The sequence below is a fragment of the Ruegeria sp. AK4 genome (assembly GCF_056541025.1).
Map to the genome: position 1 here is coordinate 307,224 of NZ_JBQFXS010000003.1, position 14,816 is coordinate 322,039.

The 14,816-nt window shown below is 60.8% G+C and carries 15 protein-coding genes; 6 read left to right on the top strand and 9 right to left on the bottom strand.

Going from position 1 to position 14,816, the window contains the following annotated elements:
* The first annotated feature begins 3 nt into the window (after positions 1-3).
* Both ACR0EZ_RS07915 and ACR0EZ_RS07920 read left to right on the top strand, forming a co-directional pair.
* Positions 4-561, top strand: coding sequence for a peroxidase-related enzyme (locus ACR0EZ_RS07915; RefSeq protein WP_480612404.1), 558 nt, complete (start codon positions 4-6; stop codon positions 559-561).
* Positions 558-1,460 carry an OmpA family protein gene (locus ACR0EZ_RS07920; RefSeq protein WP_480612110.1) on the top strand — a complete coding sequence of 301 codons (903 nt, stop codon included), beginning with the start codon at positions 558-560 and terminating at the stop codon, positions 1,458-1,460. The genes ACR0EZ_RS07915 and ACR0EZ_RS07920 overlap by 4 nt, the downstream gene beginning before the upstream one ends.
* 89 nt (positions 1,461-1,549) lie before the next feature.
* On the opposite strand, the gene ACR0EZ_RS07925 is transcribed toward ACR0EZ_RS07920, so the two are convergent.
* Positions 1,550-2,698: a hypothetical protein gene (locus ACR0EZ_RS07925; RefSeq protein WP_480612111.1), complete on the bottom strand. Its 1,149-nt coding sequence runs from the start codon at positions 2,696-2,698 to the stop codon at positions 1,550-1,552.
* 415 nt (positions 2,699-3,113) lie between these two features.
* Complete coding sequence (locus ACR0EZ_RS07930; protein WP_480612112.1) at positions 3,114-4,019, bottom strand: LysR family transcriptional regulator; 906 nt, start codon at positions 4,017-4,019, stop codon at positions 3,114-3,116.
* A gap of 227 nt (positions 4,020-4,246) precedes the next feature.
* Here ACR0EZ_RS07930 and ACR0EZ_RS07935 point away from each other — a divergent pair, with 227 nt between their 5' ends.
* Positions 4,247-4,687 (top strand): DUF4399 domain-containing protein, encoded by a 441-nt coding sequence (locus tag ACR0EZ_RS07935; protein ID WP_480612113.1) that lies wholly within the window; start codon positions 4,247-4,249, stop codon positions 4,685-4,687.
* Between the two features lie 46 nt (positions 4,688-4,733).
* On the opposite strand, the gene ACR0EZ_RS07940 is transcribed toward ACR0EZ_RS07935, so the two are convergent.
* A complete protein-coding gene (locus ACR0EZ_RS07940) occupies positions 4,734-6,761 on the bottom strand; it encodes an FAD-dependent oxidoreductase (RefSeq protein WP_480612114.1) in 2,028 nt (675 codons plus the stop codon).
* A 133-nt stretch (positions 6,762-6,894) separates the two neighbouring features.
* Here ACR0EZ_RS07940 and ACR0EZ_RS07945 point away from each other — a divergent pair, with 133 nt between their 5' ends.
* On the top strand, positions 6,895-7,380 hold the full coding sequence (locus tag ACR0EZ_RS07945; RefSeq protein WP_480612115.1) for an RNA pyrophosphohydrolase: 486 nt from the start codon (positions 6,895-6,897) through the stop codon (positions 7,378-7,380).
* Positions 7,381-7,385: 5 nt separating this feature from the next.
* On the opposite strand, the gene ACR0EZ_RS07950 is transcribed toward ACR0EZ_RS07945, so the two are convergent.
* The 3 genes from ACR0EZ_RS07950 to nth form a co-directional block, all read right to left on the bottom strand.
* Positions 7,386-8,045, bottom strand: a complete 660-nt coding sequence (locus ACR0EZ_RS07950; protein WP_480612116.1) for an NYN domain-containing protein — start codon at positions 8,043-8,045, stop codon at positions 7,386-7,388.
* 140 nt (positions 8,046-8,185) lie between these two features.
* Positions 8,186-9,175 (bottom strand): adenosine kinase, encoded by a 990-nt coding sequence (locus ACR0EZ_RS07955; RefSeq protein ID WP_480612117.1) that lies wholly within the window; start codon positions 9,173-9,175, stop codon positions 8,186-8,188.
* Complete coding sequence (gene nth, locus ACR0EZ_RS07960; RefSeq protein ID WP_480612118.1) at positions 9,172-9,816, bottom strand: endonuclease III; 645 nt, start codon at positions 9,814-9,816, stop codon at positions 9,172-9,174. The genes ACR0EZ_RS07955 and nth overlap by 4 nt, the downstream gene beginning before the upstream one ends.
* Positions 9,817-9,934: 118 nt before the next feature.
* Here nth and ACR0EZ_RS07965 point away from each other — a divergent pair, with 118 nt between their 5' ends.
* Positions 9,935-10,786 (top strand): bifunctional helix-turn-helix domain-containing protein/methylated-DNA--[protein]-cysteine S-methyltransferase, encoded by an 852-nt coding sequence (locus ACR0EZ_RS07965; RefSeq protein ID WP_480612119.1) that lies wholly within the window; start codon positions 9,935-9,937, stop codon positions 10,784-10,786.
* 56 nt (positions 10,787-10,842) lie between these two features.
* Here ACR0EZ_RS07965 and ACR0EZ_RS07970 read toward each other — a convergent pair whose 3' ends face one another.
* A complete protein-coding gene (locus ACR0EZ_RS07970; protein WP_480612120.1) occupies positions 10,843-12,282 on the bottom strand; it encodes an aldehyde dehydrogenase family protein in 1,440 nt (479 codons plus the stop codon).
* 191 nt (positions 12,283-12,473) lie between these two features.
* Between ACR0EZ_RS07970 and ACR0EZ_RS07975 the strand changes: the two genes are divergently transcribed.
* Positions 12,474-13,124 (top strand): peroxiredoxin, encoded by a 651-nt coding sequence (locus ACR0EZ_RS07975; RefSeq protein ID WP_480612121.1) that lies wholly within the window; start codon positions 12,474-12,476, stop codon positions 13,122-13,124.
* Between the two features lie 72 nt (positions 13,125-13,196).
* Here the strand turns inward: ACR0EZ_RS07975 and ACR0EZ_RS07980 are convergent, their stop codons facing one another.
* Together ACR0EZ_RS07980 and ACR0EZ_RS07985 are read right to left on the bottom strand one after the other, a co-directional pair.
* On the bottom strand, positions 13,197-13,928 hold the full coding sequence (locus tag ACR0EZ_RS07980) for a glycosyltransferase family 25 protein (RefSeq protein WP_480612122.1): 732 nt from the start codon (positions 13,926-13,928) through the stop codon (positions 13,197-13,199).
* Between the two features lie 70 nt (positions 13,929-13,998).
* The gene (locus ACR0EZ_RS07985; RefSeq protein WP_480612123.1) at positions 13,999-14,688 is read right to left on the bottom strand and encodes an outer membrane protein; all 690 of its coding nucleotides are present in this window, start codon (positions 14,686-14,688) and stop codon (positions 13,999-14,001) included.
* Between the last annotated feature and the right edge of the window lie 128 nt (positions 14,689-14,816).

The window sequence follows — 14,816 nt, forward strand, 5'->3', positions numbered from 1 at the left end:
GACATGCCAACCGCGCTTGACCTGCCGATGGTCGATCCGCTGCCGCCCGAGACGCAAAAATATTTCGATATCTGCGTCGAAAAGCTGGGCATGGTTCCGAATGTTCTGAAAGCTTATGCGTTCGATATCGACAAGCTGAACGCCTTCACCACCATGTATAACGACCTGATGCTGGCCGACAGCGATCTGTCGAAACTGGACCGCGAGATGATTGCGGTCGTCGTGTCAGCGATCAACAAGTGTTTCTATTGCCTAGTGGCGCATGGTGCGGCGGTGCGGCAGCTTTCCGGCGACCCGCAGTTGGGAGAGATGCTGGTGATGAATTACCGCGTTGCACCCCTGGACACGCGACAGCGCGCGATGCTGGATTTCGCTGCCAAGATGACAACCGCCAGCGCCGAGATCGAAGAGCCCGATCGCCAGCGTCTGCGCGATGCCGGGTTCAGCAACCGCGATATCTGGGACATCGCCAACGTGACCGGGTTTTTCAACATGTCGAACCGGGTGGCCGGCGCCACGGGCATGGTTCCAAACCCCGATTACCACGCGCAGTTTCGATGATCCGGCGTCTTGCCCTTTGTACCCTGCTGCTTGCCGGTCCCGCCGCCGCGCAGGACCTGACCCTGCCATCCAGCGCCCGGCAGATCAGCGACCGGACCTCGCCGCTGGACAGCTATGACCTGCCCACCGGCCCCTTTGCCGGTGGCGCGGTGCCCGCCCGCAACGTCGAAGGCCGGGTCGAGCGCTATACCTGGCGGCTGCAGGCCGGGTCCAGCACCACGCTGCAATTGCTGGCCCCGCTGCGCGACCAGATCGAGGCGCAGGGCTTTGACATCCTCTTCGAATGCGAGGCGCGCGCCTGCGGCGGTTTCGATTTCCGCTTCGGCACCGAGGTCGTTCCGACCCCCGACATGTACGTGGCCATTCAGGATTACCGGTTCCTGTCGGCCACCAAAGGCCCCGAGGTGCTGAGCCTGCTGGTCAGCCGCAACCCGCCCGACGGCTACGTCCAGCTGATCCGCGTCACGCCGGTGGACGCGCCCGATCCCGCCCCCGTGGTGATCGAGGAAACGGTCGACGGCGCAGGCGGCTTGCTGGAGGATCTGCAACAGAACGGCCACGTCATTCTCGACGACCTGCATTTCCGCACCGGAGAAGTGACGCTGGGCGAAGGGCCGTTTGCCTCGCTGTCGCTGCTGGCGGGGTTCCTGTCCGACAACCCCGATCTGCGGCTGGCGCTGGTGGGGCACACGGATGACACCGGCACCCTGCAGGCCAACACCGATGTCAGCACCAAACGCGCCCAATCCGTCCGCGCCCGCCTGATCGAGGCGCACGGCGTCGCTGCGGATCGGATCGAGGCGGATGGCGTCGGCTATCTGTCCCCGCTCACCTCGAACGAGACCGCCGAAGGCCGCGACCTGAACCGCCGGGTCGAGGCGGTGTTGCTGGTGAATTAGGGGGGTGGGTGCGGGTGGTATGGCGCTTGCGTTGTAATTGGAAGGGATTCTCACGTGCGGAAACGACTGTAGCCTACGCTGGGGGTAAACTACTGACGCGAATTTATGCGCAGCGATGCAAACAAAGCCTTCACACGATCCGCTGCCTCAGGCCATTGGCCTATTTTAAGCAATGGAAGGTTGAAACTGTAGCCCAGTGATCCTTCAAAGACCTGAGCGTGACAAACCTCATCAGCGTATCGCCCACTTAGGCAATACAGGATTATGCGTCGTTCTGTATTCTCGTCAAACCCATCGACTATCAGCCTATCTGTCCCCATCAGGTCATCAGGGTCCAACTTGTTGGGGTCGGGCATCATCGCCGGCGATATAGCGTTTTCAAACACATTTGGTTCACGTGGGTTGTAGATCAGTTCCAGTGTTTCTGTGATCGAAGAATAGGTGCCGTCCGACCCGATCAGTTGATTGCTGCGGATGGAAAGCCGATCCCTGTAGGCGTGTGGATGAAGCTCTGGCCCGATGGAATATACATCAGAACCCACGCCGTAGATGGTGTTCTCAACCTCCCCGTTTTTGATTGCTTCGGCGAAATTCTCGATAGGGTAGCAGGTTGGAACGCCCCAGGTTGCTTTGACGTTTTTAACGAACTCTTGCCGCCGTATCGACCAGTGCGCGACCAACGAGGTCTGGTTATCAACGCGTTTCAAAAGCCCGAGATGTGGGTATGCATGGCCCTTTGGCAGAGCAAAAAAACCAAGCTGTTGAATTTCAGAAACAGGCCCTGCCCCATTTGAGGTTGCCAGGCACCAAGCCTGACCCTCCGCAAGCGCTTCGGCGGCGGTGAGTATTCGGTTGGGTTGCTGTGCACCCATGGTTGCGGCGACCGCCAAAGTGACAAAGTTGACGGCCAGCATGATCGCGAGCTTTCGACTTGAAATTGCAAGAACAACAACAGCGGCGGCGGAAGCCAGAATGGCTGTGCCAATATCGAGGTTCACCCCCGCGGACACACCCGAGAGCATATATGCAAGCGATATCGCCAGAGCCGAACCAACGCAGCAACCCACGGTTGCTAAAGCGATAACATCGAAGCAATACATGAAGCGGTTTTTGGGGCCGATCATGGTGTTGGCGTTCAGGGTGTTTCGTATCGCAGAAACCGTCAGCCTTATGAATATCGCGAGGGCGATAATTGAGACAAAGAGAATAATTATCGCTGTGCCGATAACGTAGCCCAAGTTTTGATCGGACCAATGAACAGGTCCTTCCAAGAGCTTTCCCGCTATGTAGGCAGTGGCGGAAAGGCCCGCCAGTCTCCACATAAGAAATGCGGGCAGAAATGGGCTGATTAAAGCTAAGATAAGGAAGGCTGAGTAGCAGAAAACAGCTATATCGTGAATCATGTCCGGACCCAAAGTTCTCAAATCTGGTCACAGAAACGTCTGTGAACTCTTATGAAACTCTTTTGCCACGACTAGATGGCAGAATTTGATGAGAGTTTGCGCAGTTTTTCCTGAATTATGAGCCGGTTATCTGTATGCCCCGTGGCATCCGCAACAAAACGGCTCAAAGCCTTCACGCGCGACGGCTTCCCCCGCCCCCAAAAAAAAGACCCGCACGAAAGTGCGGGCCGTCTGAGTTCACCGGGAGAAATTACCAATCCATCGGGCCTCGGTCGTGGAAGGCCTCGGCCAGGAAATCTATGAAAGCGCGTACCTTGGGCTGTGTGAAACGGCCTGGCGGGTAGACCGCGTAGACGCCCTGTACCTCGTCTGGCAGCGAGGGCATCGCGTCCACCACCTCGCCGGACTTGATCGCCGAGGCGTAAAGATAGCTGGGCAGATACGCGATCCCCAGACCCGAGATCGCCGCGTTCAGCAGCGACTGGCCGTCATTGACGCTCAGCCAGCCGGCGGTACGGACCTGCCGCTTTTCACCCGACGGCGCGGTCAGTTTCCAGACATTGCCGGAAGACTGGCTGGAATAATGCAGCAGCTTGTGTTCGTTCAGATCGTCGATTTTTTGCGGGCGTCCGAATTTTTCGACATAGCTGGGGGCCACGACCATCCGTTTGACGGTTTCGGTCAGCTTGCGGGCGCGCAGGGTGCTGTCTTCCAGCTCGCCAATACGCACGGCCACGTCGAACCCTTCGGAAATCAGTTCCACGTAGCGGTTGTTCAGCACCATGTTGACGGTGATTTCGGGATAGGCCGACAGGAAATCCGACAGCACCGGCGACAGGTGATTGACGCCGAAATCGGTCGCGACACTGATCCGCAGCAGGCCCGACGGGGCCGATTGCATCGATGTCACCAGCGAATCCGCCTCGCCCGCGTCATTCAGTACACGGCGGGCGCGGTCATAATAGGCCAACCCGATCTCGGTCGGCGAAACACGGCGCGTGGTGCGGTTCAGAAGCCTTGCGCCAAGCCGCGCCTCAAGGCTCGATACGTGCTTGGACACGGCTGATTTGGAGATGCCCATCTTTTTTGCCGCATCGGTGAAGCCACCCTGGTCCACCACATTGGCAAAGGCTTCCATTTCCGTCAGTCGATCCATTCTAGTACCCCAGGCATTGGTTATTGTCCCGACTTTGGCCCCCAATCTGGGCGGAAACGGGGCAGACATGGGATAATATCAGGGATTTAAAGTGGATCGTTTGCAGATGGGAAACGCGGAAACAGTTGCGCGTGATCGGCCAGCCCGCCCTGTCACAACAGGTTTTCTGGACTTTTTTTCTGACGTGCTATGATGAGAATGGCATTTTTGTGACGTGGGAGGAAATCATGAAATCCATTTTAGCCGTTGCCGCGCTGTGCCTGTCCGCCACGTTTGCGCTGGCCGGAGGAGAAACACCATCCAACCCCGACGCCAAAGTCTATTTCGTGAATCTGGCGGATGGCGACACGGTGCAATCACCGGTGACGATTGTCTTTGGCCTAAGCGGCATGGGCGTCGCGCCCGCCGGGACCGAGGCAGAGAACACCGGCCATCATCACCTGCTGATCGACCGCCCACCATTGGGTGAGGGCGAAGACGGCGCGGATGAGCTGGCTTATGGTTTGCCCGCAGACGACAACCACATGCATTTCGGCGGCGGCCAGACCGAGGTGACTCTGGACCTGGCACCCGGCGAACACACGCTGCAACTGGTGCTGGGCGATGCAGGGCACGTGCCGCATGCGACGCCGATTGTATCGGATGTGATTACGATCACGGTCGAATAACCAACAGGGGTTTGTGACCGGCCCTGTGTAACCAGGGCCGGTTTCCTTACAATTCCGCCGCCAGCCGCGTCCCCTGATTGATGGCGCGTTTGGCGTCCAGTTCGGCGGCCACATTGGCACCGCCGATCACGTGGCAGGGGATGCCGCGTTCGGTCAGCGTATCGGCAAGGCTGCGCTCGGAGACCTGACCGGAGCACAGCACAATGGTATCCGCCGCGATAACGGTGGGGTCGGCGCGGTCTTCGCCGAAACTGATATGCAGGCCCGCGTCGTCGATGCGTTCATAATTCACGCCGCCCACGAAATTGACACCCTTCATCTTCAGCGTCGCGCGGTGAATCCATCCCGTCGTCTTGCCCAGCCCCTTGCCATGCCGTTGCGCCTTGCGCTGCAGCAGCGTGACCTGACGGTTGGGGGCCTGCGGCTGCGGCCCTTCCGGTGCCAGCCCCGAGCGATGCTGTTCCGGGTCCGTCACGCCCCATTCCTTCATCCACAGCGGCAGGTCGGTGGTTGCGCTGTGCCCTTCTTCCAGCAGGAACTCGGACACGTCGAACCCGATCCCTCCGGCCCCGATGACGGCGACCGAGGTGCCGACCTCGGCCTTGCCGCGCAGCACGTCCACATAGCTGAGGACATTGTCACGCGCCTGACCCGGAATCTCGGGGTCACGCGGGGTGACACCGGTGGCGATCACCACCTCGTCGAAACCGGTCAGATCGTCGGCGCTGACCTCGCGGTTCAGTTCCACCGTCACGCCCAGATCGGCCATCATGGTGCGGTACCAGTCGACAAGGCCCCAGAACTCTTCCTTGCCCGGCACTTGCTTGGCCATGTTCAGCTGACCGCCAATCTCACCGGCGCGGTCGAACAGGGTGACGTCATGGCCGCGTTGGGCGGCGGTCATCGCGGTGGACAGCCCCGCTGGACCTGCGCCGACAATAGCGAGCTTTTTTGCGGCCGCGGCCTTGGTGATCACCAGCTCGGTCTCATGGCAGGCGCGTGGATTGACCAGGCACGAGGTCAGTTTGCCATTGAAAGTATGATCCAGACAGGCCTGATTGCAGGCGATGCATGGTGCGATCTGCGCCGATTGGCCAGCAATGGCCTTGTTCACGAAATCCGCATCCGCCAGCATCGGGCGGGCCAGAGACACCATGTCGGCGCAGCCGGTCGACAAAACCTCTTCGGCGACCTCGGGCGTGTTGATCCGGTTCGAGGTGATCACCGGGATGCCGACCTTGCCCATCAGTTTCTTCGTCACCCACGCAAAGGCCGCGCGCGGGACGCTGGTGGCAATGGTGGGAATCCGCGCCTCGTGCCAGCCGATCCCGGTATTGATGATCGTGGCCCCGGCTTTTTCGATTTCTTGCGCCAGTTGCACCACCTCGTCATGGGTCGAGCCATTGGGCACCAGATCGATCATCGACAGCCGGTAGATGATGATGAAATCTGTCCCCACCGCCGCGCGTGTGCGGCGTACAACTTCGATAGGCAGGCGCATCCGGTTCTCATAAGACCCGCCCCAGCGGTCCTCGCGCTTGTTGGTGTGGGTCACCAGGAACTGGTTCAGGAAATACCCTTCGGACCCCATGATCTCGACGCCGTCATAGCCTGCCTTTTGCGCCAATCGGGCCGCATTGACGATGTCGGCGATCTGCTTCTCGATCCCGTCCTCGTCCAGTTCATGTGGCGGGAAGGGCGAGATCGGGGATTTCACCGGGCTGGGGGCAACGCATTTCGGCCCATAAGCATAGCGGCCTGCGTGCAGGATCTGCATCGCGATCTTGCCGCCCGCCTGATGCACGCGCTCCGTCACGACCGAGTGGTTCGCCACATCCTTGTCCGAGGTCATCATCGCCGCCCCCGGCAGCACCGAACCTTCAAGGTTCGGACCGATTCCGCCCGTCACCATTAGCGCCACGCCGCCGCGCGCCCGGTCGGCATAAAACTCGGCCACCCGGTTCCAGTCGCCGGTTTCCTCGAGCCCGGTATGCATCGAGCCCATCAGCACGCGGTTTTTCAATGTGGTAAAGCCCAGATCCAGCGGGGCCAGCATGTTTGGGTACGCGGTCATGACGAACTCTCCCTCAATTTCGGCCAAGATTGACGCGCGCGTCAGCTTTGTCACGCGAAACCTAACGTCATGCCCTTTGCCTTTGCCGCGGTGCTTGCTACAGACGCGTCAGACCCTGCTGATGAGGCCGCGCATGACCCCCGACCAGATCGCCAAACTGCCCTATCGCCCCTGCGTCGGGCTGATGCTGATGAATCCGCAAGGCAAGATTTTCGTGGGTCAGCGCAATGATCGCCACGCCGACGCCTGGCAGATGCCCCAGGGTGGCGTGGACAAGGGCGAGGACCCGCGCGACGCTGCCCTGCGCGAGCTGTGGGAAGAAACCGGCGTCACCGCTGATCTGGTCGAGATCATCGCCGAGACCGACGGCTGGCTGCCTTATGACCTGCCTCATGACGTCGTTCCGAAAATCTGGAAAGGCCGGTATCGGGGTCAGGAACAGAAATGGTTCCTGCTGCGCTTCAAGGGCCGCGACGATCAGATCAATATCGAAACCGATCACCCCGAATTTACCCGCTGGAAATGGCAGGACCCCTCGCAACTGGTCGAAGAAATCGTGCCGTTCAAGCGGGAGGTGTATGAACAGGTCGTGGCGGCGTTTGCGGGACACCTTGACTGACGGCTTTATGCATTCTGTTGGGCTTTCAGCCGGACATGCGCATTCTGCCCGGCGCTGTCCAGATCGTATAGATCAGGTTTGGACTGAAGGTATCGCCGCCAGGTGCGTTCGGGCCGTTCGCTGATCTTGATCCCGTAAAGGCGATGCATCTTGGCCCCCAGAATGGTCATCCGCATTCCCGCCCCGTTCTTGCCGTTCGCCACTATCAATTCGCGGATCCGGTGATCCATTTCCCAGCTGCCAGGATTTGACGGCGCTTCAACCCGTGGGGGCGACAATTCGTGGAACTGCGCGCATGAACTGCGAATAAGGGGCGGGGCCTTGGCCTCGCCGATCGCGATTGATTTGACACCGCACTCTCTCAGCCGCCGATGCAGATGTACGAAATCCCCGTCCGAACTTGCGACAACGATGGCGTCAATGTGCATCCGCAGGGCCATGTCCACCGCATCAATGGCCAGCATGAGGTCGGTGGCATTCTTCCCGGTGCCGCTGTGGATCAGATGAAAGCTGTCCGCATTGTGCCAGAGCGCGTTGGTTCGGGCGTTCATGTAGACCCTCGCAACGTCGACCCGTCCCTCTGCCCGCGCGATCTGCAGAATCTCATCGCCGTAGCCGGCACCGATATTGTCCCCGTCGACCAATACGACGACCCGCTTTGTCATGCCCGTTTCATTCCCTTGCATCGGTCCGCTTTCCATAGGCTGATTTTGAGGCGGAAATTTGACCTGCCGCTCCGTAGATAAGTCTGCGACAAATCGCTGTGAGGGGGCGTGGCACAGGGCTTTTTGCGTGGCTCAGAGTCTTACAACAACCCTTCAGCGCGCAGCAATTCCTGCATGTTCGCTTCCGGTCTTGGCCCGATATGGCTGATCACCTCACGGGCGCAGACATTGCCGATTCTGGCGCAGGTCTCGTAATCCCGCCCTGTCGCCATGCCGAACAGGAACCCGGCGGCGAACTGATCGCCCGCGCCGGTCGCATCCACCGGCACCACCTTTTCGACGGGCACGTCGATGCGCTGCCCCTCGGACAGCACGGTCACGCCGTCGCCTGACCGCGTACAGACGACCAGCGGGCAGATCGCGGCGGTATTGGCCAGCGCCTCTTCCAGATCGTCGGTCTCGAACAGCGATTTGATCTCGGCCTCGTTGCCGATCACGAAATCCAGTTCGTTCTCGATCAGCAGCAGGAAATCGACCCGGTGGCGTTCCACGCAGAACGGATCGGAGATTGCAATACCGGCTTTGCCGCCGCCCGCATGGCAGGTCCGCGCCGCTTCCAGAAACGCCGCCTTGCCCTTTTCCTTGTCGAACAGATAGCCCTCAAGGAACATGATCCGGCTGCTGCCCGCCACATCCGACGATACATCGGCCGAAGACAGTTCCGAGGAAATCCCCAGATAGGTGTTCATCGACCGCTCGCCATCGGGCGAGACAAAGATCATCGAACGCGACGTCGGCAACTCGCCCCCGGGCACCGGCGGGTTCACGAAATCGACGCCGTCTTCGTTCATCGCATCGGCGTAGAACCGGCCCAGAGCATCATCATGCACCCGTCCGATAAACGCCGCCTCAAGCCCCAGCGCCCCAGCCCCGGCTATTGTATTGGCGACCGAGCCCCCGGGCGTCTGCACCCGGCCCTCCATCGAGGCATAAAGCACTTCGCCGCGCTCCTGCTCGATCAGTTGCATGATGCCCTTCTCGATGCCCATCAGTTCCAGGAAACTGTCATCGGCCTGGGAAATCACGTCCACGACGGCATTCCCGATGCCGACAAGCTGGTAGGTTTTCATAGGTTCTTGTCCTCGAATTGACAGAGATCACGGATGATACAGGTGCCGCAGAGCGGTTTACGCGCCTTGCAGTGATAGCGGCCATGCAGGATCAGCCAGTGATGCGCGTGCAGTTGGAAATCGGCAGGGATATTGTCTTCGATGGCGCGTTCGACGGCGTCCACGTCCTTGCCGGGGCAGATGCCGGTGCGGTTGCCGACGCGGAAGATATGGGTGTCGACCGCCTGCGCCGGTTGCCGCCACCACATGTTCAGCACCACATTGGCCGTCTTGCGCCCCACCCCCGGCAGCGATTGCAGCGCGGCGCGGGAATTGGGCACCTCGCCGCCATAGTCGTCGACCAGAATGCGGCTGAGCTTGATCACGTTCTTCGCCTTCTGGCGGAACAGGCCGATGGTCTTGATATGCTGGGTCAGCCCCTCTTCGCCCAGATCCAGCATCTTCTGCGGCGTGTCGGCGATCTTGAACAACTCGCGCGTGGCCTTGTTGACGCCCGCATCGGTCGCCTGCGCCGACAGCGCCACGGCGACAACCAGCGTATAGACGTTCACATGCTCCAGCTCGCCCTTGGGTTCGGGGTCGGCGGCCTGAAAACGAGTAAAGATCTCGCGGATCGTGTGGTAATCGCGTTGCTTTGCCATCCGCGCCTTAATGCCGACCGTTAGGCCGCGACACAAGCCCAAAGCCAATGCGCAAGTTCCGGGTCGCGGGGGCGTGGCGCGCGCGCTATGGTTTTGGAAACGACATGAGGTGAGACCGATGAATGTCCAGACCCCCGAAAGCGGATACCATTACAACGTCATGCGCCGGGCCATAGACCTGATCGATCAGGGTGGCGAGAGCCTCAGCCTCGACGAGCTGGCCCGGCAGATGGACATGAGCCCGGCGCATTTCCAGCGCCTGTTCTCGCGCTGGACCGGGGTGTCGCCGAAACGGTACCAGCAATATCTGACGCTGGGCCATGCCAAGGCGCTGCTGCGCGAGCGGTTCACCACGCTCGAGACCGCACATAACGTGGGTCTTTCGGGCAGTGGCCGCCTGCACGATCTGTTCCTGAAATGGGAATCCATGAGCCCCGGCGAATATGCCCGCAAGGGGGCGGGGCTGGTGATCTATTGGGGCTGGTTCGAATGTCCCTTTGGCCCGGCGCTGGTCATGGGTACCGACAAAGGCATCTGCGGCATCGCCTTCGGGGCCGAAACCGGCGAAGAGGCGGCGATGGGGGATATGATCTCGCGCTGGCCGCAGGCGGATTTTGTCGAGGACCCGATGCGCCTGCGTCCCTGGGTTCTCAGCGCTTTCGGTGCGGCCAGTGACCGGCTGGAGCCGACACCGCTGTACCTGATCGGCTCTCCCCTGCAGATCAAGGTTTGGGAGGCGCTGATGCATATCCCTTCGGGTCAGGTCACCACCTATTCCGAGATCGCGCAGCGGGTCGGGTCGCCGCAAGCGGTGCGCGCGGTTGGGACGGCGGTTGGGCGCAACCCGGTCAGCTGGCTGATCCCGTGTCACCGGGCGCTGCGCAAATCCGGGGGGCTGGGCGGCTATCACTGGGGCCTGCCGGTCAAACGTGCCATGCTGGCCTATGAGGCCGCTCAGGCGGATGCCTGAGGAAAATGAGCGAGGCACCCTTGGGTGCCTCACAACCGGATCACTTCGGACTTGAGCTACTCCGCGGCCCAGCCGCCGACAGCCTTGACCTCAAGGAAATCTTCCAGCCCCCAGACACCGCCCTCGCGCCCATTGCCCGAGTGTTTCATCCCGCCAAAGGGCGAGCCCGCGCTGCGCGACTGGCCGTTCATCTCGACCATGCCCGACCGCAAGGCCCGCGCCATGCGGTTGGCGCGGTCGCCGTCTTGCGTCTGAACATAGTTGGTCAGCCCGTAAGGCGTGTCATTGGCGATCTCGATGGCCTCTTCCTCGGTGTCGAAGGGGATCATGGTCAGGACCGGGCCAAAGATCTCCTCGCGTGCGATGGTCATCTGGTTGTTGGCATCGGCAAAGACGGTGGGGCGCACATAGTAACCCTTGTTCAGCCCCTCGGGCCGCCCGGTGCCGCCTGCAACCAGACGGGCGCCTTCGTCGATGCCCTTCTGGATCAGGTCCTGAATCTTGGTCCATTGCACCTCGTTCACCACGGGGCCGATATGGCGGCCTTCGTCCATGGCGGGCCCGACCGCGACCTTGTTCGCAACATCAGCCGCCGTTTCCACCGCCTGATCATAGACCGGGCGCTGCACCAGCATGCGGCTGGGGGCATTGCAGCTTTGGCCGGTGTTGTTCATCATGTGCAGCACACCGCGTTTGACGGCCTTTTCATCGGCATCCGCAAAGACCACATTTGCGCCCTTGCCGCCCAGCTCCAGATGCACTTTCTTCAGCGTATCCGCCGCATTCTTGGAAATCGCTGTGCCTGCGCGGGTCGAGCCGGTGAAGCTGACCATATCCACATCCGGATGGCCCGAGAGTTGCGAACCGACGCCCGCACCATCGCCATTGACCAGATTGAACACACCGGCGGGGAATCCGGCCTCATCCATCATCTCGGCAAAGATCATCGCGTTCAGCGGGCTTTGTTCCGAGGGTTTCAGAACCATCGTACAGCCTGCTATCGCCGCCGCCCCGACCTTGAGCGTGATCTGGTTCATCGGCCAGTTCCAAGGTGTGATCAGCGCGGCCACGCCCACGGCCTCGTAAATGATCCGGTCATTGGGGGCGTGATCGCCCAGAGGGCGCTCGAACTGGAACGCCTTGGCGGCGCGGATGAAGTTTTTCAGGTGATAGACGCCTGCGCCGGATTGCTGGCTGCGCGCCATGTCGATGGGCGCGCCCATCTCAAGCGACATGGCCTGCGCCAGATCCTCGGACCGGGTCTGGTAGATCCCGACCAGCTTTTCGACCCTTGCGATGCGGTCCGCGACCGGGGTGGCCATCCAGCCGGGCAGGGCGGCCTTGGCGGCGGCGACGGCGGCGTTGGTGTCTGCCCCGGTCCCGAGCGAGATGACCGCGCAGGGCTCCTCGGTCGAGGGGTTGATGACCTCGAAATCATGGGCCGATGCCGGGGCGACCCACTGGCCGTTGATGTAGAAATTGCGCTTGTCGATCACGGCGTTTCCTCCCGCCTACTGTGTTCCTTCCGGGTTTTGCGGCCAATGTGTCACCGGGCCTTCGTGCGGGCAAGAGGGGGAAGCGGCGGAATAGTGATGATGGCTTTCGCGCCGGGGTGCTTTAACAATGGCCCAAAGTGTTTACCTTGTCGGCAACCGACTCAGGTTAAAATCAGCAGAGGAGATGCACCATGGGTTTGCGCATCAATGACACGGTCCCGAATTTCACCGCAGAAACGGATCAGGGCACCATTCAGTTCCACGACTGGATCGGGGACAGCTGGGCCATCCTGTTCTCGCATCCCAAGGATTTCACCCCGGTCTGCACCACCGAGTTTTCCGCCGTCGCGCAGTTGAACGACGAATGGGCGGCGCGGGGCACCAAGGTGATGGGTGTATCCGTCGACGGGGTCGAGGACCACAAGAAATGGAAGAAGGATATCGAGGCCTATGGCAACGCTAATCCCGGTTTCCCGATCATTGCCGATGACGGTCTGGCGGTGTCCAAGGCTTTTGACATGCTGCCCGCCGAGGCCTATCTGCCCGATGGCCGCACGCCGGCGGACAGCGCCACCGTGCGGTCGGTGTTCATCATCGGGCCGGACAAGCAGTTGAAACTGTCGATGACCTATCCGATGACCGTGGGCCGCAACTTTGCTGAGATTCTGCGCGCGCTGGACGGGCTGCAAATGTCGGCCAAGGGCGTCGCGACCCCGGCGAACTGGGTGCCGGGCGAGGATGTGATCATCCCGCCTGCGGTGTCGAATGACGAGGCGAAAGAGAAATTCGGCGAGTTCGAGACGATCTTTCCCTATCTGCGCAAGACCAAGGCCCCGTCATAAGGCGGGCCGGGTCAGGGGGGCTGTCTGCCCCCCCATCGCGCCCCAGGGGCGCGATTCCCCCCGAGGATATTTTCAGCCAGATGAAGCAGGCGGGCGCTGGGGGTAGAGGTACAGTTTGCTCCGATATGCGGCGCGTTTGAATTCGCGCGTGAGCTTGTCGCTGAGCGGCGGGCGCGTCTGAATGGTCGAGCCGCCGATTTCCCCGGCCACTTCCCGGTTGCCGCTGCCCAGCAGGGTGTGGATCGGCTGACCGGTCAGCCAGTGCATTTGCAGGAATGTGTCCACCGGGCGGTCGATCTCGTCCGTGGCTTTCAGCAGGCGTTCGGCGGCGCGGCGTCCGACCATCTGGCAGACGCATTGCAGGCCGATGACCATCGGCAGGATCAGGCGCAGCCCGTTCTGTTCGGCAATGGTTTTGGAGGCGATTTCCCGCTGTTTGACCGGAATCCGGATATAGTGATCCGGTGTGGCGATGGGCTGCAGCATGGTCAGAACCCGATTCATGCGGGCGGGATCTATGCGCAGGTCATCTTCGGTAATGATCGCCAGGTCGATCTTTTCGTCCACCATTTTGCGCCAGATGCGGCGGTGGCTTTCGAACACGCCGATTTCGGCGGGCCGCAGCGCGAACGGATATTGCGGGCGGTGCAATGTTCCAAGATGCACGCGGGTATCGGCGATCTGGTCCGGGTCACGCCCGTTCACAGCCTCGAACAGTTCGGCATTTGGCAGGTCTTTGCACAGTTGCTCGGCATTGGGACGCCGGGCCGTGCTGGAGGACATATGGATGATGAAAGATCGCATGCCCCCGTGCATAGAACACGGGGGCAGGCGGGGGAAGCGAAACCGGAGAGAAACACTTCGCCCTGTGGCATCAGAAGTCGTAGCGCAGTCCGAAATTCAGGCTGAACGTATCCAGATCATCCTCGACGGACCCGGTTGATGCGCCGTTCGGGGCCAGCCGGTCGGTTGAGACGTCAAAGGCGCGGGCATAGCGGGCGTCGATGGTGAACGCGGTGTTCGCGCTTATGTCATAGGCGACACCGGCGATGGCCTGAGCGGCGAAATTGGTGTCGTTGTCATTCAGCAGCACGCCGGGCCCGTAGGAAATATCGAAATCCGAATAGGTCACCCCCAGACCAAACCCGGCATAAGGGGTCAGCGGGCCGTCGCGTTTGAAATCAAACAGAATATTGGCAAACAAGGAGGTTTGCGTGACGTCACCCGAGATATTGTTTTCGGGGGTCGGGCCATTGCCGGAAAAGCTGACGCCATCCACATCATTGTCGCGGTAGGATAGCTCCAGCTCGATCCGTGTGCCGATGTTTTCGGTCGACCATTGCGGGATTTCCCGGCCGATTGCCACGCCGAGGCCAAAGCCTGAATCGAAATCCGTATCGACGGTCTGGTTCGCACCGCCGATCGATCCGGAAAAGTCGCTGTCCTGAAGCTGGCTGTAACCGATAAATCCCTGAACATAGGCCCCGTCGGTCAGGCTTTGGGCTGTGGCGGCAGAGGCCGCGAGGGTCAGGGATGCGGCGGCCAGAGTGAGACGGTTAACCATGCTTTTGTCCTTCGATCCGTGGGGTTCCTGATTGAGACTTGGGGGCGTCCGGGACAAAGGAAAGGGGTGCGGCCATCACTTCAGGTCACAGGTTTTTGGATCGGTGTGAGGGCATGGTTTCGCGATTG

Bases quoted from the DNA above. Each gene is read 5' to 3' on its own strand.
- ACR0EZ_RS07915 (WP_480612404.1), top strand. From the start codon at position 4: ATGCCAACCGCGCTTGACCTGCCGATGGTCGATCCGCTGCCGCCCGAG.
- ACR0EZ_RS07920 (WP_480612110.1), top strand. From the start codon at position 558: ATGATCCGGCGTCTTGCCCTTTGTACCCTGCTGCTTGCCGGTCCCGCC.
- ACR0EZ_RS07930 (WP_480612112.1), bottom strand. From the start codon at position 4,019: ATGGATCGACTGACGGAAATGGAAGCCTTTGCCAATGTGGTGGACCAG.
- ACR0EZ_RS07935 (WP_480612113.1), top strand. From the start codon at position 4,247: ATGAAATCCATTTTAGCCGTTGCCGCGCTGTGCCTGTCCGCCACGTTT.
- ACR0EZ_RS07940 (WP_480612114.1), bottom strand. From the start codon at position 6,761: ATGACCGCGTACCCAAACATGCTGGCCCCGCTGGATCTGGGCTTTACC.
- ACR0EZ_RS07945 (WP_480612115.1), top strand. From the start codon at position 6,895: ATGACCCCCGACCAGATCGCCAAACTGCCCTATCGCCCCTGCGTCGGG.
- ACR0EZ_RS07950 (WP_480612116.1), bottom strand. From the start codon at position 8,045: ATGACAAAGCGGGTCGTCGTATTGGTCGACGGGGACAATATCGGTGCC.
- ACR0EZ_RS07955 (WP_480612117.1), bottom strand. From the start codon at position 9,175: ATGAAAACCTACCAGCTTGTCGGCATCGGGAATGCCGTCGTGGACGTG.
- nth (WP_480612118.1), bottom strand. From the start codon at position 9,816: ATGGCAAAGCAACGCGATTACCACACGATCCGCGAGATCTTTACTCGT.
- ACR0EZ_RS07965 (WP_480612119.1), top strand. From the start codon at position 9,935: ATGAATGTCCAGACCCCCGAAAGCGGATACCATTACAACGTCATGCGC.
- ACR0EZ_RS07975 (WP_480612121.1), top strand. From the start codon at position 12,474: ATGGGTTTGCGCATCAATGACACGGTCCCGAATTTCACCGCAGAAACG.
- ACR0EZ_RS07980 (WP_480612122.1), bottom strand. From the start codon at position 13,928: ATGCGATCTTTCATCATCCATATGTCCTCCAGCACGGCCCGGCGTCCC.
- ACR0EZ_RS07985 (WP_480612123.1), bottom strand. From the start codon at position 14,688: ATGGTTAACCGTCTCACTCTGGCCGCCGCATCCCTGACCCTCGCGGCC.